Raw genomic sequence first — 25867 nt, 5'->3', positions numbered from 1 at the left:
CGGCCGTGCCTTCGTCGTTGCAGCGATACCCGTGCCGTCCTGCCGGCACAGCGGACGCGACATCCCTCATGACGCGTGTCACGCCCGCGTCATATGACAGACGCGGACGTGTCACGCAACCGTTATGGAATGTGCACCGAAACGTCGGGCAACCGCCCTTCGACCACCACCCCAGGAGTCTCCCCGTGATCCACGCCTTCAAATCGCGCGCCGCTGTCGCCATCCTGGCTGCATCGTCCGTGTTCGCCGCCAACGCCGCCGACATCACCGGCGCGGGCGCATCGTTCATCTACCCGGTCATGTCCAAGTGGTCGGCCGACTACAGCGCCGCAACCGGCAACAAGGTCAACTACCAGTCCATCGGTTCCGGCGGCGGCATTGCCCAGATCAAGGCCAAGACCGTTGATTTCGGCTCTTCCGATGCGCCGCTGAAGCCGGAAGACCTGGCTGCTGCAGGCCTGGCGCAGTTCCCGTCGGTGATCGGTGGCGTGGTGCCGGTGGTCAACGTGGCCGGCATCGCCCCGGGCGCCCTGAAGCTGGACGGCGCCGTGCTGGCCAACATCTTCCTGGGCAAGATCAAGACCTGGAACGACCCGGCCATCGCCGCACTGAACCCGGGCGTGACCCTGCCGAACGCCAAGGTCACCGTCGTGCATCGTTCGGACGGCTCGGGTACCACCTTCAACTTCGTCAACTACCTGTCCAAGGTCAGCCCGGAGTGGAAGAGCTCGGTCGGTGAAGGCACCTCGGTGCAGTGGCCGGCCGGCATCGGCGGCAAGGGCAACGAAGGTGTTGCCGCCTACGTGAAGCAGATCAAGGGCGGCATCGGCTATGTCGAACTGTCCTACGCGCTGCAGAACAAGCTCTCCTACACCGCGATGAAGAATGCGGCCGGCAAGTTCGTGCAGCCGAGCGACACCTCGTTCGCTGCCGCCGCTGCCAGCGCCGACTGGGCCAACGCCCGCGACTTCTACCTGGTGATGACCAATGCGCCGGGCGCCGAGTCCTGGCCGATCACCGCCACCAACTTCATCCTGGTGCAGAAGACGCCGAAGAATGCTGCCAATGGCAAGGCGACCCAAGAGTTCTTCCGCTGGGTCTACAAGAACGGCGACGCCCAGGCCCGCCAGCTGGACTACGTGCCGCTGCCGGACAGCCTGGTGCGCCAGATCGAGACCTACTGGTCGCAGAACCTGAAGTAAGCGCGTTCCCCCGCAGGAACGGGGGCGGCGGGTCCTCTCTCCCCCGCCGCTCCCACCCGGGCGCGAGATCCTCGAGATCTCGCGCTCTTCTTGTTTTCGGGGATGCACCTGCCCCTGTAGAGCCGAGCCGACGCTCGGCTGCGCTCTGGAGCGTGCGGACCGACGGTCCGCACCTACCGTGGGCAAGGAGCTGTCGCGCATTGACACTGCAAGGACCAAGCCGCCGTCATATCAGTGCGCAGATCCGGGGTTTCCGGGCCCCGGCCGGATCGGCGCCAGCCCTGTGAAAGCCTTGTCAGAACGTGATCCTCGACACCTCTGTCATGGTCGTAATACGGCTGTAACAAAAACATCATTTCATAGCCGCATCCGCCGACCACGTCGGCTCTTCCCCGCTATGGAGTGACCATGAAACTGCACTCGGCCGGCCTTGCCGCCCTTTCCCTGGCCATCGCCCTGGGCCTGTCGGCCTGCGGTGGCGACAAGCAGGCCGCGCAGCAGCCGGCTGCCGGCGCTGCCGCTGCCCCCGCCGCTGCCGGTGCCAAGGTGACCGCCGAAGTGTCCGGCGCGGGCGCGTCCTTCATCTTCCCGCTGGTCTCCAAGTGGTCGGCTGACTACAACGCCAGCACCGGCGCCAAGATCAACTACCAGTCGATCGGCTCCGGCGGCGGCATCGCCCAGATCAAGGCTGGGACCGTCGACTTCGGTTCGTCCGACAAGCCGCTGAGCAGCGAGGAGCTGGCCCAGGCCGGCCTGGCGCAGTTCCCGTCGGCCATCGGCGGCGTGGTGCCGGTGGTCAACATCGAAGGCCTGGAAGCCGGCAAGCTGCGCCTGAGCGGCGCCCTGCTGGCCGACATCTTCCTGGGCAAGGTCAAGACCTGGAACGACCCGGCGATCGTCGCCGCCAACCCGGGCGTGAAGCTGCCGGACGGCAAGATCACCCTGGTCCACCGTTCGGATGGTTCGGGCACCACCTTCAACTTCTCCAACTACCTGTCCAAGGTCAGCCCGGAGTGGAAGAGCAAGGTCGGTGAAGGCACCTCGGTGCAGTGGCCGGACGGCGTCGGTGGCAAGGGCAATGAAGGCGTTGCGTCCTACGTGAAGCAGATCAAGGGCTCGATCGGCTACGTCGAACTGGCTTATGCCCTGCAGAACGGCATGCCGTATACCGCCATGCAGAACGCCGCCGGCAACTGGGTCGAGCCGAGCGCGGAAACCTTCGCCGCTGCGGCCGCCAGCGCCGACTGGGCCAGCGCCAAGGACTTCAACCTGGTCATCACCAACGCCCCGGGCGAGCAGGCGTGGCCGATCACCGCAACCAACTTCATGCTGATGCAGAAGCAGCCGAAGGACGCCAAGCGCAACCAGGACACCCTGGCCTTCTTCAAGTGGGCCTTCGAGAACGGCCAGGCCCAGGCCAACGAGCTGCACTACGTGCCGCTGCCGGCTGAACTGGTCAAGCAGATCGAGGCCTACTGGGCGACCGACCTGAAGTGATGGACCCGACGGTGCCCGCCCCGCGCGGGCACCGCTTGTTCCACGCCGTGCCGCCCCGCCCCTTCCTGGCCCAGCCGTCCCCATGAATGCCATCGCCCAGCCTGTAGCCGCCCCGTCCACGCGTGATGCGCGTGATGCCCGCAACGACAAACTGTTCCGATGGGTGCTGGTCGGCACCGTCATCTTCGTCCTGATCGCCCTGGCCTGCGCCGCGCTGTCGATGCTGTGGGGCGGTCGCCATGCCCTGCAGATGCAGGGACTGAGCTTCTTCTTCTCCGCCGACTGGAATCCGGTCGAAAACAAGTTCGGCGCCCTGGCTCCGATCTACGGCACCCTGGTCACCGCTGTCATCGCGATGGTCATCGCCGTGCCGGTCAGCTTCGGCATCGCCTTCTTCCTCACCGAGGTCGCGCCGCGCTGGCTGCGCGGCCCGGTCGGTACCGCCATCGAACTGCTGGCCGGCATTCCCTCGATCATCTACGGCATGTGGGGCCTGTTCGTGCTGGTGCCGGTGATGACCGAGTACGTCACCCCGTTCCTCAACGAGACCCTGGGCGAATGGCCGGTCATCGGCCCGATGTTCCAGGGCCCGCCGCTGGGCATCGGCATGCTCACCGCCGGTTTCGTGCTGGCCATCATGGTCATTCCGTTCATTTCCTCGGTGATGCGCGAGGTGTTCCTGACCGTGCCCACCCGCCTGAAGGAATCGGCCTACGCGTTGGGCTCCACCAAGTGGGAAGTGAGCTGGGACATCGTCCTGCCCTACACCCGTTCGGCGGTCATCGGCGGCATCTTCCTCGGCCTGGGCCGCGCGCTGGGCGAAACGATGGCTGTAGCCTTCGTGATCGGCAACAGCGTGCGCCTGTCGCCGTCGCTGCTGGAACCGGGCACCACCATCGCCGCGCTGATCGCCAATGATTTCGGCGAAGCCACTGAAACCTACCGTTCGGCCCTGCTGCTGCTCGGCTTCGTCCTCTTCATCGTCACCTTCGTGGTGCTGGCCATCGCCCGCCTGATGCTGATGCGCCTGTCCCGCAAGGAGGGCAACTGATGTCCACCACCGCTGATTCGCTGTACCTGCGCCGCCGCATCGGCAACGTCGTTGCGATCACTGCGTCCTGCGCCACCGCCCTGTTCGGCCTGTTCTTCCTGGGCTGGATCCTGTTCACCCTGGCTGCCAAGGGCCTGGCCGGCATCAACTGGGATCTGTTCACCAAGATGACCCCGCCGCCGATGCAGGACGGCGGCCTCGCCAACGCCTTCTTCGGCAGTGCCGTGATGTGTGCACTGGCCATCGGCATCGGCACCCCGCTGGGCGTGCTGGCCGGTACCTGGCTGGCCGAGTATGGCAACGCCCGCAAGGCCGGCACCGTGGTCCGCTTCGTCAACGACATCCTGCTGTCGGCGCCGTCCATCGTGCTGGGCCTGTTCGTGTACACGCTGTACGTGATGCAGACCGGCGGCAACTTCTCGGCGTTCGCCGGTGCGCTGTCGCTGGCCTTCATCGTGCTGCCGGTGGTGGTGCGCACCACCGACGAAATGCTGCGCCTGGTGCCCTCGCAGATGCGCGAAGCGGCCCTGTCGCTGGGCATGCCGCAGTGGAAGGTGATCGTGCAGGTGCTGTACCGCAGTGCGTCGGCAGGCATCATCACCGGCATCCTGCTGGCCCTGGCCCGCATCTCCGGCGAGACCGCACCGCTGCTGTTCACCGCCTTCGGCAACCAGTACTGGAACAACAACATCTTCCAGCCGATGGCTTCGGTGCCGGTGGTGATGAACCAGTTCGCCGGCAGCCCGTATGAATCCTGGCAGGTACTGGCCTGGGCCGGTGCCCTGGTGCTGACTGTCTTCGTGCTGCTGGTCAGCCTTGCCGCCCGCGGCATCCTGCTGCGCAACCGTATCTCCCATGACTGACCTTTCCGTGGATAACGCCATGAACGACCTTTCCAACGCCGTGCCGATGCAGCGCATCGCCGTGCCGTCCTCGCACGAGAGCCTGCACACGCCGTCGCCGGTGAAGCTGGCTGCGCGTGGACTGGACTTCTACTACGACAAGTTCCACGCCCTGAAGGGCATCAACCTGGAAATCCCGGAAAAGCGCGTGACCGCGCTGATCGGTCCCTCCGGTTGCGGCAAGTCCACGCTGCTGCGCATCTTCAACCGCATCTATGCGCTGTACCCGAAGCTGGAGGCGCGCGGTGAAGTGCTGCTGGACGGCGAGAACATCCTGTCGCCGAAGTACCCGATGAACCGCCTGCGCAGCAAGGTCGGCATGGTGTTCCAGAAGCCGGTGCCGTTCCCGATGACCATCTTCGAGAACGTGGCCTACGGCATCCGCCACCACGAGAAGCTGAGCAAGGCCGATATGGCCGACCGCGTCGAGCAGGCGCTGCGCCAGGGCGCGCTGTGGGACGAAGTGAAGGACAAGCTGGGGCAGAGCGCACTGGGTCTGTCCGGTGGCCAGCAGCAGCGCCTGTGCATCGCCCGTGCCGTCGCCCTGCGCCCGTCGGTGCTGCTGCTGGACGAGCCGACCTCGGCGCTGGACCCGATCTCGACCAGCCGCATCGAGCAGCTGGTGGAAGAACTCAAGCACGAGTACACGATCGTGATCGTCACCCACAACATGCAGCAGGCTGCGCGCGTGTCCGACTACACCGCCTTCATGTACCTGGGCGACCTGATCGAGCACGACCGCACCGAAGTGATCTTCTCGCAGCCGTCGCAGCGGCAGACCGAGGACTACATCACCGGTCGCTTCGGCTGAAACGTCAGTCGAGCGTGGCTCGACTCTCCAGACAACGTCAGTCGAGCATGGCTCGACTCAACAGAGCGGAACAACCATGAACCTTCCCAACGACCACATCGTCAAGAGCTACGACGAGGAGCAGCAGCGCCTGGTGGCCGAAATCGTGCGCATGGGCGAGATGGCCGTCGCCCAGCTCGAAGCGGCGATGGACGTGATCGAGAAGCGCGACGAGAACGCCGCCCATCGCATCATCGCCAACGACGAAGCGATCGACGCGCTTGAGCAGCAGATCAGCCACGACGTGATGCGCCTGGCGCTGCGTGGGCCGATGGCGCGCGACCTGCGCGAGATCCTGGCTGGCCTGCGCATCCCGGCCGACATCGAGCGCATCGGCGACTATGCAGCGAACGTGGCCAAGCGCTCGATCGCGCTGGGCAAGGTGCCGCCGCTGCCGCAGATCCAGGGCCTGCGCGCGCTGGGCCGCCTGGCCGCGCAGCAGGTGCGCCGTGCCATCGCCGCCTACCGCGACAACGATGCCGAGGCCGCGCTGGCACTGCGCGAGGACGACGCCCGCCTGGACGCCCAGTACACCGCGCTGTTCCGCGAGCTGCTCACCTACATGATGGAAGACCCGCGCAACATCACCCCGTGCACCCACCTGCTGTTCATGGCCAAGAACCTGGAGCGCGTGGGCGATCACGCCACCAACATCGCCGAGAACGTGTGGTTCCTGGTGCACGGCGAGCAGCCGCTGCCACCGCGTGAAAAGCGCGACGAGACCTCCAGCACCGGCCAGCCCTGACGCTGCACTGCAACACCGGAGTCGACTCCAAGTTGGCCGCTGTCCTGTGACAGCGGCCTTTCTTTTTTTGCGGTGTTCCACCCGCGTTGTGGGCGCCGTGCTTGCCCGGCGCAGACCTTCCGGATGCTTCTGTAACAAATCTCACGAAAATTTGAGTTCTTGGCGAGGATTCGTTGAGTAGGATCGCTGCACCATCGATTCACCCCGGGCACCTGCCCACCACCCAGGAGTAAGACCGATGAGCAGTTCCAACAAGACCCTGTCCCTGCTGACCGCTACCGCCCTGGCCGCCGGCCTGGGCATGACCGCCAGTGCCTCGGCCCTGAGCATGAGCGACCTCGCCCAGGGCTACCTGGTGGCCGGCCAGGCGGCCAAGGCCAGCACCGATGCCAAAGCCGCCGATAACAAGATGGCCGCTGACGCGACCAAGCACGCCGAAGGCAAGTGCGGCGCCGACGGCAAGAGCGGCGAAGGCAAGTGCGGTGCCGACAAGGGCAAGGCTGCCGGCGCAGCGGGCGCCAAGGCCAAGGCCGGCGACACGAAGTCGGCTGAAGGCAAGTGCGGCGAAGGCAAGTGCGGTGGCAAGCACTGACGCCCGCGCCAGCCTCGTCCACCCGCGGTCGCCGCTTCGTGCGGCGGCCGCCGGGTTGGGCCTGCGCCGGGCGCTGCTGCAGGACCTGCGTGACGCCCCGGAAGGCGACTTCGACTTCCTCGAATGCGCACCGGAGAACTGGATCCATGTCGGCGGCCCGGCCGGTGATGCCCTGGCCGAACTGGCGCAGCGCCATCCGCTGAGCTGCCACGGCCTGTCGCTGTCGCTGGGCGGCAGTGCACCACTGGATACCCAGCTGCTGGAACAGGTCGGCCGGTTCCTCGAAAAGCACCGCGTGCCGCTGTACAGCGAGCACCTCAGCTACTGCAGCGACGACGGCCACCTGTACGACCTGCTGCCGATTCCCTTTACCGACGAAGCCGTGCGCCATACCGCGCAGCGCATCAGCCGCGTGCAGGACCTGCTGGGCCGTCGCATCGCAGTGGAGAACGTGTCCTACTACCTGGCACCCGCGCCGGCGATGGACGAACTGGCCTTCACCAATGCCGTGCTTGCCGAAGCCGACTGCGACCTGCTGCTGGACGTCAACAATGTCTACGTCAACGCCTGCAACCACGGCTACGATGCCGATGCCTTCATCGCCGGCCTGCCTGCACGGCGCATCGTCTGCCTGCACGTGGCCGGGCACCTGGACGAGGCACCCGACCTGAAGATCGATACCCACGGCAGCGCGGTGATCGATCCGGTCTGGGCGCTGCTGGCGCGTACCTATGCACGCATCGGCCCGCGCCCCACCCTGCTCGAACGCGATTTCAATTTCCCGCCCTATGCAGAACTGCAGGGCGAACTGCAGACCATCCGCCGCCTGCAGGCCACACATGCCGGGGCGGCACATGGCTGATTCCGCCGACACCCTGCGCGCGCAGCAGCACGCCTTCACCGCGCACCTGCGCAACCCGCAGGCGGTACCCGCACCGGCCGGACTGGAGCCACGCCGGGTCGCGGTATATCGGCACCTGCTGTTCAACAACCTGCTCGGCCTGTTGAGCAACGGTTTCCCGGTCTGCGTGCGCCTGCTTGGCGAACCGGCCTGGAGCGCCCTGGTGCGCCACTACTTCGCCACCCATCGCTGCCAGACACCGCTGTTCACCGAACTGGCCGCCGAGTTCGTGCAGTGGCTGCAGGCGCAGCCGCAGCTGCCGCACCCGGCGCTGGCCGAACTGGCCCACTACGAGTGGGTGGAAACCGCGCTGTACCAGCTGCAGGCCGAACCGCTTCCTGCGCCTGGCGATACTGATCCACTTCGGGTGCCGCTGCGGCGTTCGCCGCTGGCGTGGCCGCTGCTGTACCAATGGCCGGTGCACCGTCTCGGTGCAGAGGATGCGCCGACCCAGCCCCTTGCAGAACCCACCGGCCTGCTGGTCCGCCGCGAAGCCGACGGTGAAGTGCGATTCGCCGCGCTCAGCCCGCTGGCGGTACACCTGCTGGCGAGCATCGGCGAACGGCCCGGCCTGGAAGGACAGACGTACCTGCAGCAGCTGGCCACCTCGCACGGGCTGGCCGAGGACGTACTGGCCGAGCCCGGTGCCGCACTGCTGCTGCAGTTCCTGCAGGCCGGCGTGATCGGCCCGCTCGCCCCCCCGCCCTGACGCCTCTTCCACTGGAGATCCAACGATGAACCTGCCGCTCCTGGCCGCCGCGCGCGGCCGGCTGGACCGTCTCGCCCCCTGGTTGGCGCCGCTGGGCCTGCGCGTGCTGCTGGCCTGGGAATACTTCGAATCCGGCCGTGAGAAGCTGCACGGCCAGAACTGGTTCGCCGGCCTGCAGGGCGCCTTCCCGTTCCCGTTCAACCAACTGCCTGCTGCCCTGAACTGGCAGCTGGCCATCTGGTTCGAACTGGTCGGCGCGGCCTGCCTGCTGTTTGGTTTCGGTACCCGTTTCGCCGCCGCCAGCCTACTGGTGCTGACCGTGGTGGCGACCTATGCGGTGCATTGGCCGATGCAATGGAATTCGCTGGGTGACCTCGCGATGGGGTATGCCATCAGCGACCAGGGCTACGGCAACTTCAAGCTGCCGGTGTTGTTCATGGCCATGCTGCTGCCGCTGATCTTCACTGGCGCCGGCAAGCTGAGCGTGGACGCCTGGTTGGCCCGGTGGCAGCCATCGGTCACGACGGCACGGCCTGCGGTGCGCTAGATGACGACCGTGGTTGGCGCGCCGTGTGCCAACCAAGGTTGGCACCTACCGGAATCCAGAGCGTGCGGTGCCCGGTAGGTGTCGACCTTGGTCGACACACGCCCACGCAGGGAGCCCATGCACAGAAAGCTGGCCGGGCGCTCAGGGTCGCTCTGCTAGAATTCACGCATGACTGACTCCCCCTCCGCACCTGCCGCCGCTCCCGATTCCGCAGTACCCCAGGCGCAGCGCGCGATGTCACAACGCTTCCGCGGCTTCCTGCCGGTGGTGGTGGATGTGGAAACCGGCGGCTTCGACAGCCAGCGCAATGCGCTGCTGGAAATCGCTGCGGTGCCGATCGAGATGGACGAGAACGGCCTGCTCTACCCCGGCCAGACCGCCAGTGCCCACGTGGTCCCGGCCGAGGGCCTGGAGATCGACCCGAAGTCGCTGGAAGTGACCGGCATCATCCTCGACCACCCGTTCCGGCTGGCCAAGGAAGAAAAAGCGGCGTTGGACCACATCTTCACTCCGGTGCGTGCGGCGATGAAGAAGTACGGCTGCCAGCGCGCGATCCTGGTGGGCCACAACGCCCATTTCGACCTCGGCTTCGTCAACGCGGCCGTGGCCCGCACCGGCCACAAGCGCAACCCATTCCACCCGTTCAGCGTGTTCGACACGGTCACCCTGGCCGGTATCGCCTACGGCCAGACCGTGCTGGCGCGTGCGGCCACCGCCGCCGGGCTGGGTTGGGATGCCAACGAGGCACACAGCGCGGTGTATGACACCGAGCAGACCGCGCGGCTGTTCTGCACCATCGCCAACGCCTGGCCGCGGTGAAGCGGCCAACGGCGGAGCCCCTCGTGGCGGGCTGACAGCGATTCCTGGTAGGGCCGGGCGGGTGGACTGCGCAGGGGACGCTGCAAGTACGTCCCTGTAAGCTCGGTCGCCGCTTGCTCGTGTGCGCTGTCCTGCGCACACGGCAAGACCGGGGTTGGGCATCCGGCCCAACCCGCCCGAGGCATGCCTCAGGCCCATGCGGCTCACGCCCCTGCGCAGCCCATCCGCCCGGCCACGGACAGTTTCCAGCGAGCACCACGGAAAGATCAGAAAAAGCGGGAGCAACAGCGGGTCGCTGCGCTCGTTGGGGGCTGCCGCTCACTGGGTCACTTCTCTGGTGGGTGCCGACCGTTGGTCGGCACCCCCGGGTGGTACGACAACACCAGTAGATCCACGCCATGCGTGGATGCGATCAACCAATACTCGTGCGATCGCGGCCGTCGCTCTTGGCGCGGTACAGCGCGCGGTCGGCGCGCTGGTACAGCAGCGCCGGGGTGCGGTCGTCGGCATCCAGCTCTACCAGGCCCGCGCTGAAGGTGACACGCAGGCCCGCCACGCCGGCCCAATCGGGATGATCATGGAACAGGCCACGCAGGCGCGCGCACAGCTGTGCGGCTTCCTCCAGGCGGGTGTCGTTGAGCAGCAGCGCGAACTCTTCGCCGCCGGTGCGCGCCGGCAGGTCGGAGTCGCGGCAGGCCGCTGCGATCAATGACGCCACCTGCACCAGCACGGCATCGCCGATGCTGTGGCTGTGGCGGTCGTTGACCTCCTTGAAGTGATCGATGTCGAGCACCACCAGGCACAGCGGATGACCACTGCGCTGGGACCGGGCGAAGTCACGCGCCAACGTTTCGTCGAAGGCGCGGCGATTGGCCAGGCCGGTCAGCACATCCTCGCGGGCCTGGCGCTCGAAGGCTTCGGCCTGGCGCGCCAGGCGCTCGGCCAGTTCGGTCTTTTCCTGGTTCAGCGCCTGCAGGTGCACCGTCTTGGCCTGCAGGTCGAAGGTCGCTTCGTCCACCCGCCGTGCCAGGCGCAGGTTGCTGGCCTTCAGCTGCTGCAGCAGCAGCCGGTACAGCGCCACCAGTCCAGTCAGCAGCAGCATCCCCGCCAGCACCTGCACGCTGCGGCGCTGCCACCAGAACGGTTCCACGGTGAAGCTCCACACCGCCTCCTGTTGGCCCCAGCTGCCGCCGGGATGGGCGGCCGCCACATGCAGGGTGTAGTCGCCCGGCGGCAGGCCGACGAACTCAACGCTGCGCTGCGGGCCGCGCTCGACCCAGCCGGCATCCAGCCCGTCCAGCCGCGTGCGGTAGCGGATCCGGTCAGACATCAGGTAGCTCAGGCCGACATAACTCACCGCCAACCGGCGCCCCCCTGGAATATGGTTGCGATCCGGCCCTTCCCAATGCACCGGCGCGCCATCCACCTGCACGCTCTCGATCGCCGCCGGCGGCGATGGCCGCTCGCGGAAACGCTGCAGGCGCTGCGGGTCGACCGTGCTCAGGCCGCCTGCGGTGACCACCCAGAACGTGCCGTCCTGGCGCAGGATCGCCGATGGGCTGGAGCTGCCGTTGGCCTGTGCATTGGCCATACCGTCGATCTCGTTGTAGCGCTCCACCCCCACCCGCGGCGTGCGGCCATCGGCCACGGCGTTGAGGGTGGCCATATCGGTGCGCAACACACCGCGATTGCTGCTGATCCACACATTGCCAAGGCGATCCGGCACCAGCTGGAACACCGCATCCACCGGCATGCCCTGCTCAAGGCCGACCCGCGCCAGCGCACCGTTGCGCCAACGGTACAGGCCACGATCACTGCTGATCCACATCGCGTCGCCCAGCTGGTGGAAGCCGAACACGCTGCGGCCACCGCCCAGCGGCGCCAGGTCGATCGACTGCACGTGGTCGCCGCGCAGCACGCGGATGCCTTCGATGGTGCCGATCCACAGGTTGCCCTGATGGTCATGCTCAAGCGCGGTGATCAGGCCGCCGGGCATGCCCGGCGCGTTCGAGACCTGCACATGGTCGCCGTCGATGCGCACCACGCCCTTCTGCGTGCCGGCCCAGACCACGCCCTGGGAATCAACGCTGATCGCACGGATGTTGCCACCCGGCATGCCGTCGGCTGCCGCGTAGTTGTGGCGCAGGTGGCCGTCACGGCCGAGCCGGTAGACCCCATCGCCGAAGGTTCCGACCCACAGGTCACCGTCCGGCCCCTGTGCCAGGCTCAGTACCGAAGGTGCCTTGCCGCCGCGGTTGTGCAGCGGCATCGCCCGGAAACGGCCGTCCGCGGTCCGCATGTCAAGCCCGCTGGCGCTGCCGACCCACAGCTGGCGATCGCGATCCTCGAATACCGTGCGCACGTAATCGCCACTGAGCCCATCGCGCTCGGTGTAGCTGCTGAACAGTGTTTCGCGCAGGCGATAGAGCCCGCCGTTGGCGCCCACCCAGATGCTGCCTTCGGCATCCTCGCGCAGGCTGACCACGCGTCCGCCCGGCAGGTTCAGACCGGCCGGCAGTCGCTCCAGGCCATGTGCGGAGATGCGCAGCAGGCCCTGGTTCTCGGTGCCCAGCCACAGGTCACCGTGCCGGTCCTGCAGCATCGAGGTCATGTGCAGCTGGCCCGGCAGGCGGTGCACCAGCACCAGCTGGTCGTCCTCCACCCGGTACAGGCGCTCACCGGCGACGATCCACAACGCGCCATCCGGCGCACGGTAGGGCCACGACAGGCCACTGCCGGCACCCAGCCCCCATGCGGCGGGGGCGCGCTTGAGCACGCCATCGTTGTCGCGCAGCACCAGCCCGTCCAGCGTACCGACCCAGACCCGGTCCTGCGCATCGACCACCAGTCTGGTGAAGCTCATCGCCATCGGCAGGTCCGCCGCCGGCGCCTGGTAGACAATGCCGCTGTCCGGCGTCAGGTAGCCGATGCCCTTGCCTTCGTACAGCAGCCACAGCCGCCCCTGGCTGTCCATCTGCATGGACTGGATCAGCACCTGCGGCGTATCGGCCTGGTGCTCCCACACCCGCCATTGGCCATCACTGCCACGGTGGCTGACGTTGCCGCGCGAATCACTGATCCACAGTCCGCCCTGGCGGTCGACGAACAGGGCGCCGATGCCGTTGTCGCGCAGGCCCGGGCGCGTGCTGCGGTCGAACACGGTGAAATCCAGGCCGTTGTAGCGCACCAGCCCTTCCCAGGTGGCGAACCAGAGATGGCCTTCCGGCGTCTGCGCGATGTCGCGCAGCGAGTTGTGCGGCAGGCCGTTGCGCGAGGTCCATACATCGATGGCGTAGTCGCGCAGCGGGGGCGCGCCCTCCTGCGCAGCCAACGGCAGCGCAAGGGCCAGCAGCAGCCACAACAGGCCCTGCCGCAGTGCCCGCCTGAATCCTGATGCGCGGCGCTCCACCCAGCGCCTCTTGTCCCCCTGCCCGCCCATCACCGCAGCGGCGGCGGCCAGGTGCGGCTGCAGGACGCGGCAGCGTGCGGGAACAGCCGGGCAGCGTGCAATGGCATGCCGGCAGGAACGGGCTGGCTCATCGTGGGGAGACTGGGGAGATGCGCAGATGATAGGCCAAACCCCGGCCCCGGCGTCACCGTTCGCAGCGCGCCGACTCAGCCGGCGCGGCCGGGCGCCACCACCTGGGCACTGGCAGGCCACTGCACCACCGCCTCCAGGCCACCTTCGGCCCGGTTGCGCAGCCACAGCCGGGCGCCGTCCTTCTCGGCCAGGGCGCGCGCGATGGTCAGGCCCAGGCCGGCCCCGCCGGTTTCGCGCGAACGCGAGGTCTCCACCCGCACGAACGGATCGAACACCGCCTCCAGCTGCTCTTCGGCCAGGCCCGGGCCGTCATCGGCCACCACCACGGTAATCGCACCTCCGCTGCGCTCAACCCGCACCCGTGCCCGCTGCGCGTACATCACCGCGTTGTCCACCAGGTTGGAGAACAGCCGGTGCATGGCCAACGGACGCAACATCAGCACCGAACCACTGCCCCCTTCGAAGACCACATCACCGCCGCCTTCGGCGGCGTCCTCGACAATGCTCTCCAGCAGCGAATCCAGGTCCAGTGCGGCGCGCTGCTCGGCACTCTCGGCGCTGCGCGCCAGTTCCAGGCCCTCGCGCACCAGCGCCTGCATCGCCGCCAGGTCGCCGATCAGGCGCTCACGCAGGGCCTCGTCGCTGACATTCTCCAGGCGCAGGCGCAGCCGTGTCAGCGGCGTCTGCAGGTCGTGGGTGATCGCCGCCAGCATCTGCGTGCGTTCGGCCAGGTGCCGCTGCAGGCGGTGCTGCATGGCGTTGAAGGCTTCGGCGGCACGCTGCACTTCGCGCGGCCCGCGCAGTGGCAACGGGTCGCGCTGCAGGTCATCGCCAAGGTCTTCTGCGGCTGCGGCCAGTTCCTGCAGCGGCGCGCTGGCCATGCGCGCGACGATATAGGCCAGCACGGCAATCGCCAGCACCAGCAGGGTCAGGAACCATGGGTCCACGGCGAGGATGCCGTTGTGCGCCACCGCCGGCGAGTCCAGCGCCAGCTTCAGCAGCGTGCCGTCGTTGAGGGTCACGTCCACCGCGCGGCATTTGGGCGGGATGAACGCGGGGTCGCGTTCGCGCGGCGGCCGCCGGTGGCCCGGCGGCGGCGGCGGCAGCAGCTCCTGCAGTTTGGGAATGCAGGAGCGGAACGAAGCGAAGTGCACGTGCGCGCGCGACACCGGCCCGGGGCGGTCTTCCAGCACTTCCATCAGCGCCGTGTCGGCACGCCCCAGGCGTGCGCCCGGCTGCAGCGCGCGCACGCTCGGCCCGCCGATCGCCAGCAGGCGCTCGCGCAGCTCCGGATTGCCGTCCAGCAGGTTGACGTAGCCCTGCAGGCGGTCGGCGATGCGGTTCAGGTTCTGCCGCTCGAACTCCTGCTGGCGCTTGGAGGTGGCCAGCATGGTCGCGCCGATCGCAGCCACCGCCATGCCCAGCAGCAGGATCACGAACAACCGCCCGACCATCGAGGACAGGAAATGGCGCAGGCGCGTCATCGCGGTTTATTCCAGGTTGACCGACGAGGCCAGCACGTAGCCTTCGTTGCGCACGGTCTTGATCAGTCCATCCGGGCCACCATCGTCGCCCAGCTTGTTGCGCAGGCGGCTGACCTGCAGGTCGATCGCGCGGTCCTGAGCCTCGTAGTTGCGGCCACTGCTGAGCGCGACCAGCTGCTCGCGCGACAGCACCTTGTTGGCGTGGGCGATGAACACCCGCAGCAGGCGGAACTCGGCGCCGGACAGCACCACCACGCGGCCATCCGGATCGACCAGGTGGCGATGCTCGAGGTCGAATACCCAGCGCGAGAAACGCGCGCGGCGTACCGCCAGTGGTTCCAGGTTGGCCGGCAGCGCCTCGGTCCGGCGCAGCACGTTGCGGATGCGCGCCAGCAGCTCGCGCGGCTCGAACGGCTTGGCCAGGTAGTCGTCGGCGCCCATTTCCAGGCCCAGCACGCGGTCGATCGGCTCGGCCCGCGCGGTCAGCATGATCACCGGCGTGTTCGAACGTGCACGCAGGTCACGGCACAGGGTCAGACCATCCTCGCGCGGCAGGTTGAGGTCCAGCACGATCAGGTCCACGTGCTCGCGGTCCAGCAGTTGGCGCATGGCGGTGCCATCGGCCGCAGTGCTCACCTGGTAGCCGGCGCGGCCGAGCTGCTCGGCCAGCAGCGTGCGGATGTCGTTGTCGTCGTCGACGATCAGCAGTCGATGCATCGGGTTTTCAGTCTCCATGTCGCGATCATCCCGTGTCGGCAGCTGAACCGCATCCGGGGCAATGCGTACCAGTGTATCCACCCGCGGGCGGGATACCTGTGGTTACGCCTGTTCACCGACAGTGTTACATACAGACATACCCCGAGGATTGAGCCGTCCATCGCCCGGTCTTCACAATGCCCACCAACGCCGCCCTCGCGGCCTCGAGAGTGAAGCCACGACGTGACGTTCCGCCTGCTGCCAGCGACCCGCCGGAGTCGCCTGATGCTGATCGCCCTGCTCGCCCTGATCGTCGCCGCGACCGCCTGGTGGCTGCTGCGCAAGCCCGCCGCCCCGGCGGTGGCAACCTCGCCGGTCAGCCGCGGTGACATCGAACAAACGGTGGATGCCACCGGCGTGATCGACGCCTACAAGCTGGTCAGCGTCGGCGCGCAGGCCTCGGGCCAGATCAAATCGCTGAAGGTACAGCTGGGCGACACCGTGAAGGAAGGCGACCTGATCGCCGAGATCGATGCCACCACCCAGCAGAACCAGGTGCTCAACGCGCAGGCCTCGCTGGACCAGGTCACCGCCCAGCGCGCGGTGCAGCAAGCCACCCTGCGCCAGGCCGAACTGGAGTTCGCGCGCCAGCAGCAGATGCTGGCCGCCGAGGCCACCTCGCGCCAGGAATACGATGCCGCAGAAGCACAGCTGAAGACCGCCCGCGCCCAGCTGCAGTCCTACGAGGCGCAGATCAAGGGCCGCGAAACCGAGCTGGGCACCGCCCGCGCCAACCTGGCCTACACCCGCATCACCGCGCCGATGGACGGCACCGTGGTCGCGGTGGTGGCCGAGGAAGGCCGTACCGTGAACGCCAACCAGACCGCACCGACCATCGTCATGCTGGCGCGGCTGGACGTGGTCACCGTCAATGCCGAGATCTCCGAGGCCGACGTGGTCAAGATCAAGCCCGGCATGCCGGTGTACTTCACCACCCTGGGCGACCCGGACCGCAAGTATCACGCCACGCTGCGCCAGATCAATCCGGCGCCGGCCTCGATCGCCAACGAGAATTCGTCCAGCTCCAGCAGCTCCTCCAGCTCCAGCTCCAGCAGCGCGGTCTACTACAACGCGCTGTTTGATGTGGAAAACCCGGACGGCACGCTGCGCATCGACATGACCGCGCAGGTCTCGGTACTGCTCAAGCAGGCCAAGGGCGTGCTGATGGTGCCGGCGGTGGCACTGGGACCGAAGCGCCGTGGCGATGAGCGGATGGTGCGGGTGCTGGACGAGAAGGGCCAACCGCAGCCGCGCAAGGTCACCGTGGGCATCAACAACGGCGCCTCGGCCGAGATCCTGTCCGGCTTGAAGGAAGGCGAGCGCGTGGTGGTCGGCGAAGCCGGTGCGGCCGGTGCCAGCGCCGGCGGCGGCAACCGCGGCGGCATGCAGATGCGGGTCGGCGGCCCGGGCATGGGGCGCCGATGAGCACGACGGCGCCGCTGCTGCGGCTGCGCGACCTGCGACGTGAATTCCCGGCCGGCGACGATGTGATCGCCGTACTGCGCGACGTGAACCTCGACATCCACGCCGGCGAGATGGTCGCCATCGTGGGCCAGTCCGGCTCGGGCAAGTCGACGCTGATGAACATCCTCGGCTGCCTCGACCGTCCCACCCGCGGCAGCTACCAGGTGGCCGGCCGCGCAACCGGAAAGATGGAGCCGGACGAACTGGCCGAACTGCGCCGCGAGCATTTTGGTTTCATCTTCCAGCGCTACCACCTGCTCGGCGACCTCGACGCGCGCGGCAACGTGGAAGTGCCGGCGGTGTATGCCGGCAGTCCCGGCCCGGTGCGCAACGCGCGTGCCGAGCAACTGCTGCAGCGGCTGGGCCTGGGCGACCGCATGCATCACAAGCCAGGCCAGCTTTCCGGTGGCCAGCAGCAGCGCGTGTCGATCGCACGCGCCCTGATGAACGGCGGCGAGGTGATCCTGGCCGACGAACCAACAGGCGCGCTCGATACGAAATCCGGTGAGGAAGTGATGGCGATCCTCGGCGAACTGCATACCGAAGGCCACACCATCATCATCGTCACCCACGACATGAGCGTGGCCCAGCACGCACAGCGCATCATTGAGATCCGCGATGGCGAGATCATTGCCGACCGCGCCAATCCGGATGCGCCGAGTTACCGCGCCCAGCGCGAAGCCAGTACCGGCGTCGCCCACGGCAACAGCTGGCGGGCGGCCCGCGACCGCTTCACCGAAGCGTTCCGCATGGCGCTGCTGGCGATGAACGCCCATCGCCTGCGCACCTTCCTGACCATGCTCGGCATCATCATCGGCATCGCCTCGGTGGTCTCGGTGGTGGCGCTGGGCAATGGCTCGCAGCAGCAGATCCTGCAGAACATCAGCGCGCTCGGCACCAACACCATCGACGTTTATCCCGGCCGTGGTTTCGGCGACATGCGCTCGGCCCGGGTGCAGACGCTCAAGGCCAGCGATGCCGATGCACTGGCAAAGCAGAGCTATGTGGACAGCGCCACCCCCAGCGTATCGACCTCGGTCACCGCGCGTTATCGCAACCAGTCGTCGACCGCCCAGGTCAGCGGCGTCGGCGAGCAGTTCTTCCGGGTCAAGGGGGTAACCCTGCTCAGCGGCAGCTTCTTTGATGCCGATGCCGTGAGGGGCCTCGGCCAGGTAGCGGTGATCGACGAAAACACCCAGACCCAGTTCTTCCCCGATGTCGACCCGGTCGGCCAGGTGATCCTGCTCGGCAACGTGCCGGCACGCGTGGTCGGCGTGGCCAAGCGCCAGAGTTTCGGTTTCGGTGGCAGCACCAGCCTCAGCGTCTGGGTGCCCTACACCACGGTGATGTCGCGCATGCTCGGCCAGAGCCATGTCTCCAGCATCACCGTGCGCGTGGACGACAACACACCGATGGATGCCGCTCAGGAAGCGATCACCCGCCTGCTGACGATGCGCCACGGCACCGAGGATTTCTTCCTCAGCAACAGCGCGGAGATCCGCGACACCATCGAGCAGACCACGCGCACGATGACCCTGCTGATCGGTGCCATCGCCGCCATCGCGCTGCTGGTCGGCGGCATCGGCGTGATGAACATCATGCTGGTGTCGGTGACCGAGCGCACCCGAGAGATCGGGGTGCGCATGGCCGTCGGTGCACGACAAAGTGATATCCGCCAGCAGTTCCTGATCGAAGCGGTGCTGGTTTGCCTGCTCGGTGGCGTGCTCGGCATCGGCCTGGCCCTGCTGCTGGGCTCGATGATCGGCCGCTTCGCCAGCGACTTCCAGGTGCTGTTCTCCACCGCCTCGATCATTGCCGCCTTCGCCTGCTCGACCCTGATCGGCGTGGCGTTCGGCTTCCTGCCCGCGCGCAATGCCGCGCAGCTTGACCCGGTGGAGGCCCTGGCACGCGAATGAAGATGATGACCCGACTGCCCTTCCCTGCCCCTTCGCGCCGGCTGCTGGCGGGTGCCGTTCTGCTCGCCCTGTCTGGCTGCGCCTCTGTCGGCCGCTATCCGGTGGCCGATCCCGATGTGGCGGCCCAGTATGGGCGTGGCGATGCCACCCTCAACGCACCGGCCGACGACCCGCGCAGCAGCCTGGACACACCGGGCCACGACATCCGCCAGGACACCTGGTGGACCGGCTTCGGCGATGAACGCCTGGACCGCCTGGTGGCGCAGGCGCTGGCCGCCAACAGCGACCTGGCCGCCGCCGGCCTGGCCGTGCAGCGTTCGCGCCTGCAGGCCGGCCTGGCCAGCAACGCGCTGTGGCCGCAGCCTTCGTCATCGGGCGTCAGCGGCAATGCTAGCCGCGCCACCGACCAGGCCGACGACTGGCGCCGCAGCTACTCCACCGGCGTTTCGCTGGGCTGGGAGGTCGATCTGTGGGGACGCCTGCGGACCCAGCGCGACATCGCCCGCTGGGAAGCCGAGGCCAGCGAGGAAGACCGGCAGAATACCGCCCTGCTGGTGATCAGCGACACCATCACCCAGTACTGGAACCTGGCCTACCTGAACCAGTCGATCGCCACCGGCCAGGCCAACCTGGAGCGGCTGGAGCGCACCCGCGAACTGGTGCAGGCCCGCTTCGACGCCGGTGCGGTATCGCGTCTGGAAGTGCGCCAGGCGCTGCAGAACCTGCAATCGCAGCGCGCCTCGCAGAGCGCGCTGGAACAGCAGCGGGTGGAGGTGCGCAACGCACTGACCGTGCTGCTGGACGGCACGCCCTGGCCCCAGCAGGACGAACCCCGGGACCTGCTGGGCGCACGCAGCCCGCGCATTGTCGAGGGGCTGCCGGCCGACCTGCTCGGCCGCCGCCCCGACCTGCGTGCGGCAGAACTCCGCCTGCGCAACAGCCTGAAGACCATCAAGGTCACCGCCACCCAGTACTACCCGGCGCTGAGCCTGACCGGCAGCCTCGGTTCCAGTGCGACCTCGCTGGGCGATGTACTGCGCAATCCGGTGGCCACGCTGGGTGCCGGCCTTTCGCTGCCATTCCTCAACCTGCAGCGCGCGCAGCTGGATACCGATATCGCCGGCACCAGCTATCAGATCGCCGCGACCAATTTCCGCAAGACGCTGTACACCGCGCTCTCGGAAGTGGACAACGCACTGTCCGCGCGCGAGCAGCTGGCGCGCCAGGTCGCTGCCTCGCAGGCTTCGTACGAGGAAGCGGTGGAAGTGGAGCGCGCGCAGGAAGTGCGTTATCGCGTGGGTGCTACCGATCTGCGCACCTGGCTGGAAGCGCAGCAGACCCGGCGCGATGCAGAGCTGTCGCTGGCGCGCGTGCGCCAGGGCCAGCTGAACAACGACGTGACCCTGTTCAAGGCACTGGGTGGCAGCGCGGGCTGAGGCGGCAAGAGCGCCAACCAAGGTTGGCGACTACCGGTAGGTGTCGACCTTGGTCGACACGGCAACGATCTGGTAGGTGTCGACCTTGGTCGACACGGCACATGGAAAAGGCGTCGGATCCCTCGCCTGCGGAGAGGGATCTGACCCCGATCACGTCGCGCCGGCGGATCAACCGCGCTGGCGCACGGCCTCGAACAGGCTGACGCCGGCGGCGACGGAGACATTCAGGCTCTCGATCTCGCCCGGCATCGGGATCTTGACCAGGCCATCGCAGTTCTCGCGGGTCAGGCGGCGCAGGCCGTCGGCTTCGCCGCCCAGCACCAGCGCGATGTTGCCCTTCAGGTCCAGCTGGTACAGCGAGGCGGTGGCTTCACCGGCCAGGCCGTAGATCCACACGCCCTGCTTCTGCAGGTCCTTCAGGCAACGCGACAGGTTGGTTACCGCCACCACCGGGATGAGGTCGGCGGCGCCGGCCGAGGTCTTGCGCACGGTAGCGTTGACCGTGGCCGACTTGTCCTTGGGGATGATCACTGCAGTCGCACCGGCCGCAGCCGCCGAGCGCAGGCAGGCACCCAGGTTGTGCGGGTCCTGCACCTCATCCAGCACCAGCAGCAGCGCCTTGCCCTCGGCCGCAGTGACCAGGCCTTCCAGCTCGTTCTCGCTGTAGGTGCGGGCGGCGGCATAGCGCGCGGCCACGCCCTGGTGGCGCACCGAGCCCCCCACACCGTCCAGCGCCTGGCTGTTCACCTTGCGCACGTCGATGCCCTTGCGGCGGGCGTTTTCCTCGATCTCGGTCAGGCGCGGGTTCTTCGCTCCGGCCTCGACCAGCACTTCGCGGACGTTCTCGGCGTCGTTCTCGATGGAGGAGGCGACGGCGTTGACGCCGACGATCCACTGGCTGTTCTTGCTCATGCGGGCGGGGACCGGAAAGGGGGTGGCTATGGTAGAGCATCGGCGGTCCGGGCGCTGCCGCGCCCCGCCTCCCTGTACAGCCGAGCCTGCGCTCGGCTGTCCTGGGTTCAGCCTGCGGCGACAGCGTGGAGACGGCGCTACAGGTGCGTCACCGGCTGCGCGGTGGCCAGTGCGGCGTGTCGTGGTCGGGGTGCTGGTGGGACACGATCGTGGCCAGGAAGTCCAGGGCCGCGATGTCCTCCTCGGTACGCCGTACGGGCAGGCTGGCCAGGCCGTCGACGAAGGGCAGCTTGCGTTCGACCCCGTACTGGATCGTCGGTGGCAGGCGTTCGGGTTCGTCGAACGCGCCGGCAGCCACCGCCACGCCATCGGGCGCTTCGTAGGTCAATGGCGTGCCGCAGTCGGCGCAGAAGCCACGCCGCACCACGTTGGACGACTGGAAATAGCACGGCTGGCCGCGGGTCCAGCTGAACTGCACACCGCGTACCGACACCAGCGGCGCGTAGTAGGCGCCGAAGGCCTTCTGGCACATGCGGCAGTGGCAGATCGAGCTGTCGGTCAGCGCGCCACGCACGTGGAAGCGGATCGCGCCGCACTGGCAGCCGCCGCTGTATTCGGGTTGGCCTTGCATGCGATGTCTCCTGGTGGTGCCGGCCGCTGGCCGGCAACCCGTCGGTGCCGAGGGTGCCATGGATGCCGGCCAGCGGCCGGCACTACCACGGTCATCAATATTTCTCTTTCTTCCGCTTGGCCGGCTTGCCCCGCTCAGGCAGCGGCGGCAGGCCATCGCCCTCGTCCTCACCCTTGTGTTCCACCAGGCGGAAGTCGATCTTGCGTTCTTCCATGCTGGCCTTCAGCACCAGGATGCGCACGCGGTCACCCAGCCGGTAGCTGCCGCCGCGGCGCTCGCCGGTCAACGTCTTGCGGGTCGCGTCGAACTTGTAATAGTCCTGCGGCAGCTGGGTCACGTGGACCAGGCCCTGCACCTTCGACTCGTCCAGTTCCACGAACAGGCCGAAGCTGGTCACGCCACTGATCACGCCGTCGAACTGGCCGCCCACGTGCTTTTCCATCCACGCCGCGCGGTAACGCTCGTCGACCTCGCGCTCGGCCTCGTCGGCACGGCGCTCACGCTCGGAACACTGCAGCGCCAGCGCGGCCATCTCGCGGGCGTTGTAGGTGAACTTGTCCAGCGGCTTGCCGGACAGCGCATGCTTGATCGCGCGGTGCACCAGCAGGTCGGGATAGCGACGGATCGGCGAGGTGAAGTGCGCGTAGGCCTCCAGCGCCAAGCCGAAGTGGCCGTGGTTCTCCGGGCTGTAGATCGCCAGACTCTGGCTGCGCAGCAACACCGACTCCAGCAGCGTCGCATCGGGGCGGTCGCGGATCTTCTTCAGCAGCTTGGTGTAGTCACCCGGGCGCACCTTCGACCACGGCGGCAGGCTCAGCTTGAACTCCTTGAGGAATTCCAGCAGGTCGGCGTACTTGGTTTCCGGCGGCTTCTCGTGGATGCGGTACGGCGCCGGCACGTGGCGCGACAGCAGGTATTTCGCCGCCTCCACGTTGGCCGCGATCATGCATTCCTCGATCAGCTTGTGCGCGTCGTTGCGCACCAGCATGCCGGCCTGGGTGACTTCACCGCGATTGTCCAGCACGAAGCGCACTTCGCTGCTTTCGAATTCGATGGCACCGCGCTTGGCGCGTGCCTTGGACAGCACCTTGTACAGCTGGTGCAGGCGCTGCACCTGCGGCAACAGGTCGCCCATCCAGGCCTTGGTATCGGCATCGTCCTCGCCGACCGCCTTCCACACCTGGGTGTAGGTCAGGCGCGCGTGCGAATTCATCACCGCCTCGTAGAAGCGCGAATGCGTGACCAGGCCATCGCGGTCGATCTGCATGTCGCAGACGAAGCACATGCGGTCGACTTTCGGCATCAGCGAGCAGATGCCGTTGGACAGCGTCTCCGGCAGCATCGGCACCACGAAGCCCGGGAAGTACACCGAGGTGGCGCGCTTCTGCGCTTCCTCATCCAGCGGCGTACCGGGGCGCACGTAGTTGGAGACATCGGCAATGGCCACCACCAGGCGGAAGCCATCGGCATTTGGCTCGCAGTACACCGCGTCGTCGAAGTCCTTGGCATCCTCACCGTCGATGGTGACCAGTGGCGTGCTGCGCAGGTCGACACGGTCGCCGATCATCGCCGGCTCAACCACCAGCGGCACCGATGCGGCTTCGTCCAGCACCTCCTGCGGGAACTCGAACGGCAGCTCGTGACCGTGGATGGCGGTCTCCACCACCAGCGACGCGGTCAGCTTGTCGCCCAGCACGGCGATGATGCGGCCGATCGGCGGGCGGCGGCTGTCCGGGGCCTGGGTCAGTTCGCAGACCACCAGCTGGCCGTCGCGCGCGCCACCGGTCTGGTCCGGCGGCACCTGCACGTTGCGCTGCACGCGCTTGTCATCGGGCACCACGTAGTTGATGCCCATCTCGATGCTGAAGCGGCCGATCAGGCGGGTCATGCCGCGTTCGAGCACGCGCGCAATGCTGCCCTCGCGACGGCCCCGGTGATCGATGCCGGTCACGCGGGCGAGCACCTTGTCGCCGTGCATCACCTTGCGCATTTCATACGGCGGCAGGAACAGGTCGTCGCCGCCCTCGACCGGACGCAGGAAACCGAACCCTTCCGGGTTGGCGATCACCACGCCGGTGACCAGGTTCAACGTCTGGATCGGGGCGAAACCGCCGCGGCGGTTCTGCACCAGCTGGCCATCACGGACCATGGCACCGAGCCGGCGAGACAGCGCCTCGGCCCGATCCGGTGCGGTCAGGCCCAGGCGTGCACCAAGTTCCTCGGCGGTCTGCGGCCCTTCGCAACGCTCCAGCAGGGCCAGGATGGCCTCGCGGCTGGCGATGGGCTGTTCGTATTTCTCGGCTTCGCGGGCGGCGTAGGGATCGTCGATCACCTTGCCGGTCGGCGGCAGCTTGCGGCCCGGGGCCGGGCCGGGCGCTGCCGCATCAGCGGTGCGGACCTTGCGGCCGCGCGGCGGCGTACCGCCTTCATTCAATTCGGGGAACCAGCCTGGCAGCGGCTTGCCCGGCTTGGGGGTGCGGGCTGCGCCCGCCTTCGGGCCCTTCTTCGGGGCTTGGCTGCGGGACTTGCTCCCGCCCTTGCTTGGTTTTTTGGTAGTCATCGCCCTACATGGTAGCCGTTGATGGCGTGCAGAACGGGTCAGCGCCCGCCCTGGAGGCGTTGGATGAAATAATTTCAGGAAGTCGTTGACAGCTCCCGGATTCATCTTCACAATTGCGCCTCTGGAACGCCCAGGTGGCGGAATTGGTAGACGCACTAGTTTCAGGTACTAGCGGGTAAAACCGTGGAGGTTCGAGTCCTCTCCTGGGCACCAACGAAAAAACTCCTCGCTTCGGCGGGGATTTTTTTTGCCTGCGATCCGGTAGCGGGGTCGGATCCCTTTCCGAAGGAAAGGGCTCTGACCCCAGCGAGTGAGATGGGGTCGTAGCCCATCTCGCAGGCGAAACCGGATCCACCCCCAGGCCCACAAAAAGTGTTGACACCCCCGTAACAACACCCCATAATCCCGCTCCTCGACGCCCAGGTGGCGGAATTGGTAGACGCACTAGTTTCAGGTACTAGCGGGTAAAACCGTGGAGGTTCGAGTCCTCTCCTGGGCACCACGTCGAGAATGAGAAAGACCCGCGAAAGCGGGTTTTTTCATGCCCGGAATTTGGCATCAGAACAATGGCCGCAGCACCAGCTCCAGGCCGAGCAGCAGCAGGAAGCCAAGGAAGCACGCCCGAAACACCCATGCGCTGATGCGCTGCCGGATCACCTGCCCCAGCCACATGCCCAGCAGTGCCGGCACCACCGCCAGTGCACTCAAGCCCAGCTGCTGGATGCCGAACGCACCGTGCAGCACCAGGCCCGTGGTCAGTGCAATCGTCGATACGGTGAACGCCAGCCCGAGCGCCTGCACCAGTTCTTCGCGCTGCAACCCCAGTGATTGCAGGTACGGCACCGCCGGCATCACGAACACGCCGGTGGCGCCGGTCACTACGCCGGACAGCGCGCCCACCAGCGGCCCCAGCCAGCGCTCGCGCCGCTGCGGCACGCGGAACACCGGCGCAAGCAACGCATAGGCGGCATAGACCATCAGGGCCACGCCCAGCGCAACGCGCGACCCGCTGCGATCGACCCGTACCAGCAGCGCTGCCGAACCCAGCGTCACCACCACCACGGCCAGCATCATCGGCCACAGGCGCCGCACGATGGGGCCCAGCGCTGGCCCGGACAACAGCTGCCACACATTGGTGACGAAGGTCGGAATGAACAGCATCGACGCTGCCGCCACCGGCGACAGCGTACTGCCCAGCACCCCCATCGCCACCGTCGGCAACCCCATGCCGGTCACCCCCTTGACCACGCCGGCCAATACGAACACCAGCACCAGCAGCACGTAGAAGTACATCGATTCATCCATGCCTTCATTGGATCGGGCGGAGCAACGGCGCACAATGCGGTCTTTCC

The 25867-nt window shown here is 67.4% G+C and carries 21 protein-coding genes and 2 tRNA genes; 16 read left to right on the top strand and 7 right to left on the bottom strand.

Annotated features, from left to right (window positions below; all coding sequences use genetic code 11):
• Positions 1 to 185 precede the first annotated feature (185 nt).
• From pstS (ACEPA4_RS06860) to rnt, 11 genes are all read left to right on the top strand, one after another.
• Positions 186 to 1202 carry a phosphate ABC transporter substrate-binding protein PstS gene (gene pstS / locus ACEPA4_RS06860; RefSeq protein ID WP_005415897.1) on the top strand — a complete coding sequence of 339 codons (1017 nt, stop codon included), beginning with the start codon at positions 186 to 188 and terminating at the stop codon, positions 1200 to 1202.
• 408 nt (positions 1203 to 1610) lie between these two features.
• Positions 1611 to 2699, top strand: a complete 1089-nt coding sequence (pstS, locus tag ACEPA4_RS06855) for a phosphate ABC transporter substrate-binding protein PstS (protein WP_005415896.1) — start codon at positions 1611 to 1613, stop codon at positions 2697 to 2699.
• Positions 2700 to 2781: 82 nt separating this feature from the next.
• Positions 2782 to 3750, top strand: coding sequence for a phosphate ABC transporter permease subunit PstC (gene pstC, locus ACEPA4_RS06850; RefSeq protein ID WP_012479635.1), 969 nt, complete (start codon positions 2782 to 2784; stop codon positions 3748 to 3750).
• Positions 3750 to 4613, top strand: coding sequence for a phosphate ABC transporter permease PstA (gene pstA / locus ACEPA4_RS06845; RefSeq protein ID WP_262090867.1), 864 nt, complete (start codon positions 3750 to 3752; stop codon positions 4611 to 4613). Before pstC ends, pstA begins: the two co-directional genes overlap by 1 nt.
• A 19-nt stretch (positions 4614 to 4632) precedes the next feature.
• Entirely contained in the window at positions 4633 to 5463 is an 831-nt protein-coding gene (pstB, locus tag ACEPA4_RS06840; RefSeq protein WP_005408788.1) for a phosphate ABC transporter ATP-binding protein PstB, read from the top strand.
• Between the two features lie 76 nt (positions 5464 to 5539).
• Positions 5540 to 6247: a phosphate signaling complex protein PhoU gene (gene phoU, locus ACEPA4_RS06835; RefSeq protein ID WP_005415893.1), complete on the top strand. Its 708-nt coding sequence runs from the start codon at positions 5540 to 5542 to the stop codon at positions 6245 to 6247.
• 238 nt (positions 6248 to 6485) lie between these two features.
• Positions 6486 to 6839: a hypothetical protein gene (locus tag ACEPA4_RS06830; protein ID WP_005415892.1), complete on the top strand. Its 354-nt coding sequence runs from the start codon at positions 6486 to 6488 to the stop codon at positions 6837 to 6839.
• Positions 6826 to 7701, top strand: coding sequence for a DUF692 domain-containing protein (locus tag ACEPA4_RS06825; protein ID WP_012479633.1), 876 nt, complete (start codon positions 6826 to 6828; stop codon positions 7699 to 7701). The genes ACEPA4_RS06830 and ACEPA4_RS06825 overlap by 14 nt, the downstream gene beginning before the upstream one ends.
• Entirely contained in the window at positions 7694 to 8449 is a 756-nt protein-coding gene (locus tag ACEPA4_RS06820; RefSeq protein ID WP_065186142.1) for a DUF2063 domain-containing protein, read from the top strand. Before ACEPA4_RS06825 ends, ACEPA4_RS06820 begins: the two co-directional genes overlap by 8 nt.
• A 25-nt stretch (positions 8450 to 8474) precedes the next feature.
• Positions 8475 to 8996: a DoxX family protein gene (locus tag ACEPA4_RS06815; protein WP_262090868.1), complete on the top strand. Its 522-nt coding sequence runs from the start codon at positions 8475 to 8477 to the stop codon at positions 8994 to 8996.
• 234 nt (positions 8997 to 9230) lie between these two features.
• On the top strand, positions 9231 to 9815 hold the full coding sequence (gene rnt / locus ACEPA4_RS06810) for a ribonuclease T (RefSeq protein ID WP_005408782.1): 585 nt from the start codon (positions 9231 to 9233) through the stop codon (positions 9813 to 9815).
• A gap of 412 nt (positions 9816 to 10227) precedes the next feature.
• Here rnt and ACEPA4_RS06805 read toward each other — a convergent pair whose 3' ends face one another.
• The 3 genes from ACEPA4_RS06805 to ACEPA4_RS06795 form a co-directional block, all read right to left on the bottom strand.
• Entirely contained in the window at positions 10228 to 13254 is a 3027-nt protein-coding gene (locus tag ACEPA4_RS06805; RefSeq protein WP_065186084.1) for a ligand-binding sensor domain-containing diguanylate cyclase, read from the bottom strand.
• Positions 13255 to 13430: 176 nt separating this feature from the next.
• Positions 13431 to 14840, bottom strand: coding sequence for an ATP-binding protein (locus ACEPA4_RS06800; RefSeq protein ID WP_005415887.1), 1410 nt, complete (start codon positions 14838 to 14840; stop codon positions 13431 to 13433).
• A gap of 6 nt (positions 14841 to 14846) precedes the next feature.
• Positions 14847 to 15575 carry a response regulator gene (locus ACEPA4_RS06795; protein ID WP_005415886.1) on the bottom strand — a complete coding sequence of 243 codons (729 nt, stop codon included), beginning with the start codon at positions 15573 to 15575 and terminating at the stop codon, positions 14847 to 14849.
• A 204-nt stretch (positions 15576 to 15779) separates the two neighbouring features.
• On the opposite strand from ACEPA4_RS06795, the gene ACEPA4_RS06790 reads away from it, so the two are divergent.
• Genes ACEPA4_RS06790 through ACEPA4_RS06780 form a run of 3 tightly spaced genes read left to right on the top strand, consistent with a single transcriptional unit; the run spans position 15780 to position 20412 of the window.
• On the top strand, positions 15780 to 17021 hold the full coding sequence (locus tag ACEPA4_RS06790; RefSeq protein WP_032954055.1) for an efflux RND transporter periplasmic adaptor subunit: 1242 nt from the start codon (positions 15780 to 15782) through the stop codon (positions 17019 to 17021).
• Positions 17018 to 18976, top strand: a complete 1959-nt coding sequence (locus ACEPA4_RS06785; RefSeq protein WP_065186083.1) for a MacB family efflux pump subunit — start codon at positions 17018 to 17020, stop codon at positions 18974 to 18976. The genes ACEPA4_RS06790 and ACEPA4_RS06785 overlap by 4 nt, the downstream gene beginning before the upstream one ends.
• On the top strand, positions 18973 to 20412 hold the full coding sequence (locus ACEPA4_RS06780; protein WP_065177418.1) for an efflux transporter outer membrane subunit: 1440 nt from the start codon (positions 18973 to 18975) through the stop codon (positions 20410 to 20412). The genes ACEPA4_RS06785 and ACEPA4_RS06780 overlap by 4 nt, the downstream gene beginning before the upstream one ends.
• Positions 20413 to 20580: 168 nt before the next feature.
• Here the strand turns inward: ACEPA4_RS06780 and rlmB are convergent, their stop codons facing one another.
• From rlmB to rnr, 3 genes are all read right to left on the bottom strand, one after another.
• On the bottom strand, positions 20581 to 21324 hold the full coding sequence (gene rlmB, locus ACEPA4_RS06775) for a 23S rRNA (guanosine(2251)-2'-O)-methyltransferase RlmB (protein WP_005408775.1): 744 nt from the start codon (positions 21322 to 21324) through the stop codon (positions 20581 to 20583).
• Positions 21325 to 21472: 148 nt separating this feature from the next.
• The gene (locus tag ACEPA4_RS06770; RefSeq protein ID WP_065177419.1) at positions 21473 to 21955 is read right to left on the bottom strand and encodes a GFA family protein; all 483 of its coding nucleotides are present in this window, start codon (positions 21953 to 21955) and stop codon (positions 21473 to 21475) included.
• Positions 21956 to 22049: 94 nt separating this feature from the next.
• Complete coding sequence (gene rnr, locus ACEPA4_RS06765; protein WP_164093662.1) at positions 22050 to 24515, bottom strand: ribonuclease R; 2466 nt, start codon at positions 24513 to 24515, stop codon at positions 22050 to 22052.
• Positions 24516 to 24643: 128 nt separating this feature from the next.
• Here rnr and ACEPA4_RS06760 point away from each other — a divergent pair.
• Both ACEPA4_RS06760 and ACEPA4_RS06755 read left to right on the top strand, forming a co-directional pair.
• A tRNA-Leu gene (locus ACEPA4_RS06760) sits at positions 24644 to 24728 on the top strand.
• A gap of 204 nt (positions 24729 to 24932) precedes the next feature.
• Positions 24933 to 25017, top strand: a tRNA-Leu gene (locus ACEPA4_RS06755).
• 56 nt (positions 25018 to 25073) lie between these two features.
• Here the strand turns inward: ACEPA4_RS06755 and ACEPA4_RS06750 are convergent.
• Positions 25074 to 25820: a sulfite exporter TauE/SafE family protein gene (locus ACEPA4_RS06750; RefSeq protein ID WP_262090892.1), complete on the bottom strand. Its 747-nt coding sequence runs from the start codon at positions 25818 to 25820 to the stop codon at positions 25074 to 25076.
• Between the last annotated feature and the right edge of the window lie 47 nt (positions 25821 to 25867).

Source organism: Stenotrophomonas sp. P2112 (genome assembly GCF_041897515.1).
GTDB classification, from domain to species: domain Bacteria; phylum Pseudomonadota; class Gammaproteobacteria; order Xanthomonadales; family Xanthomonadaceae; genus Stenotrophomonas; species Stenotrophomonas sepilia.
The sequence above is the reverse complement of the archived record's forward strand: the minus strand, read 5'-3'. Positions and strand labels throughout refer to the sequence as shown.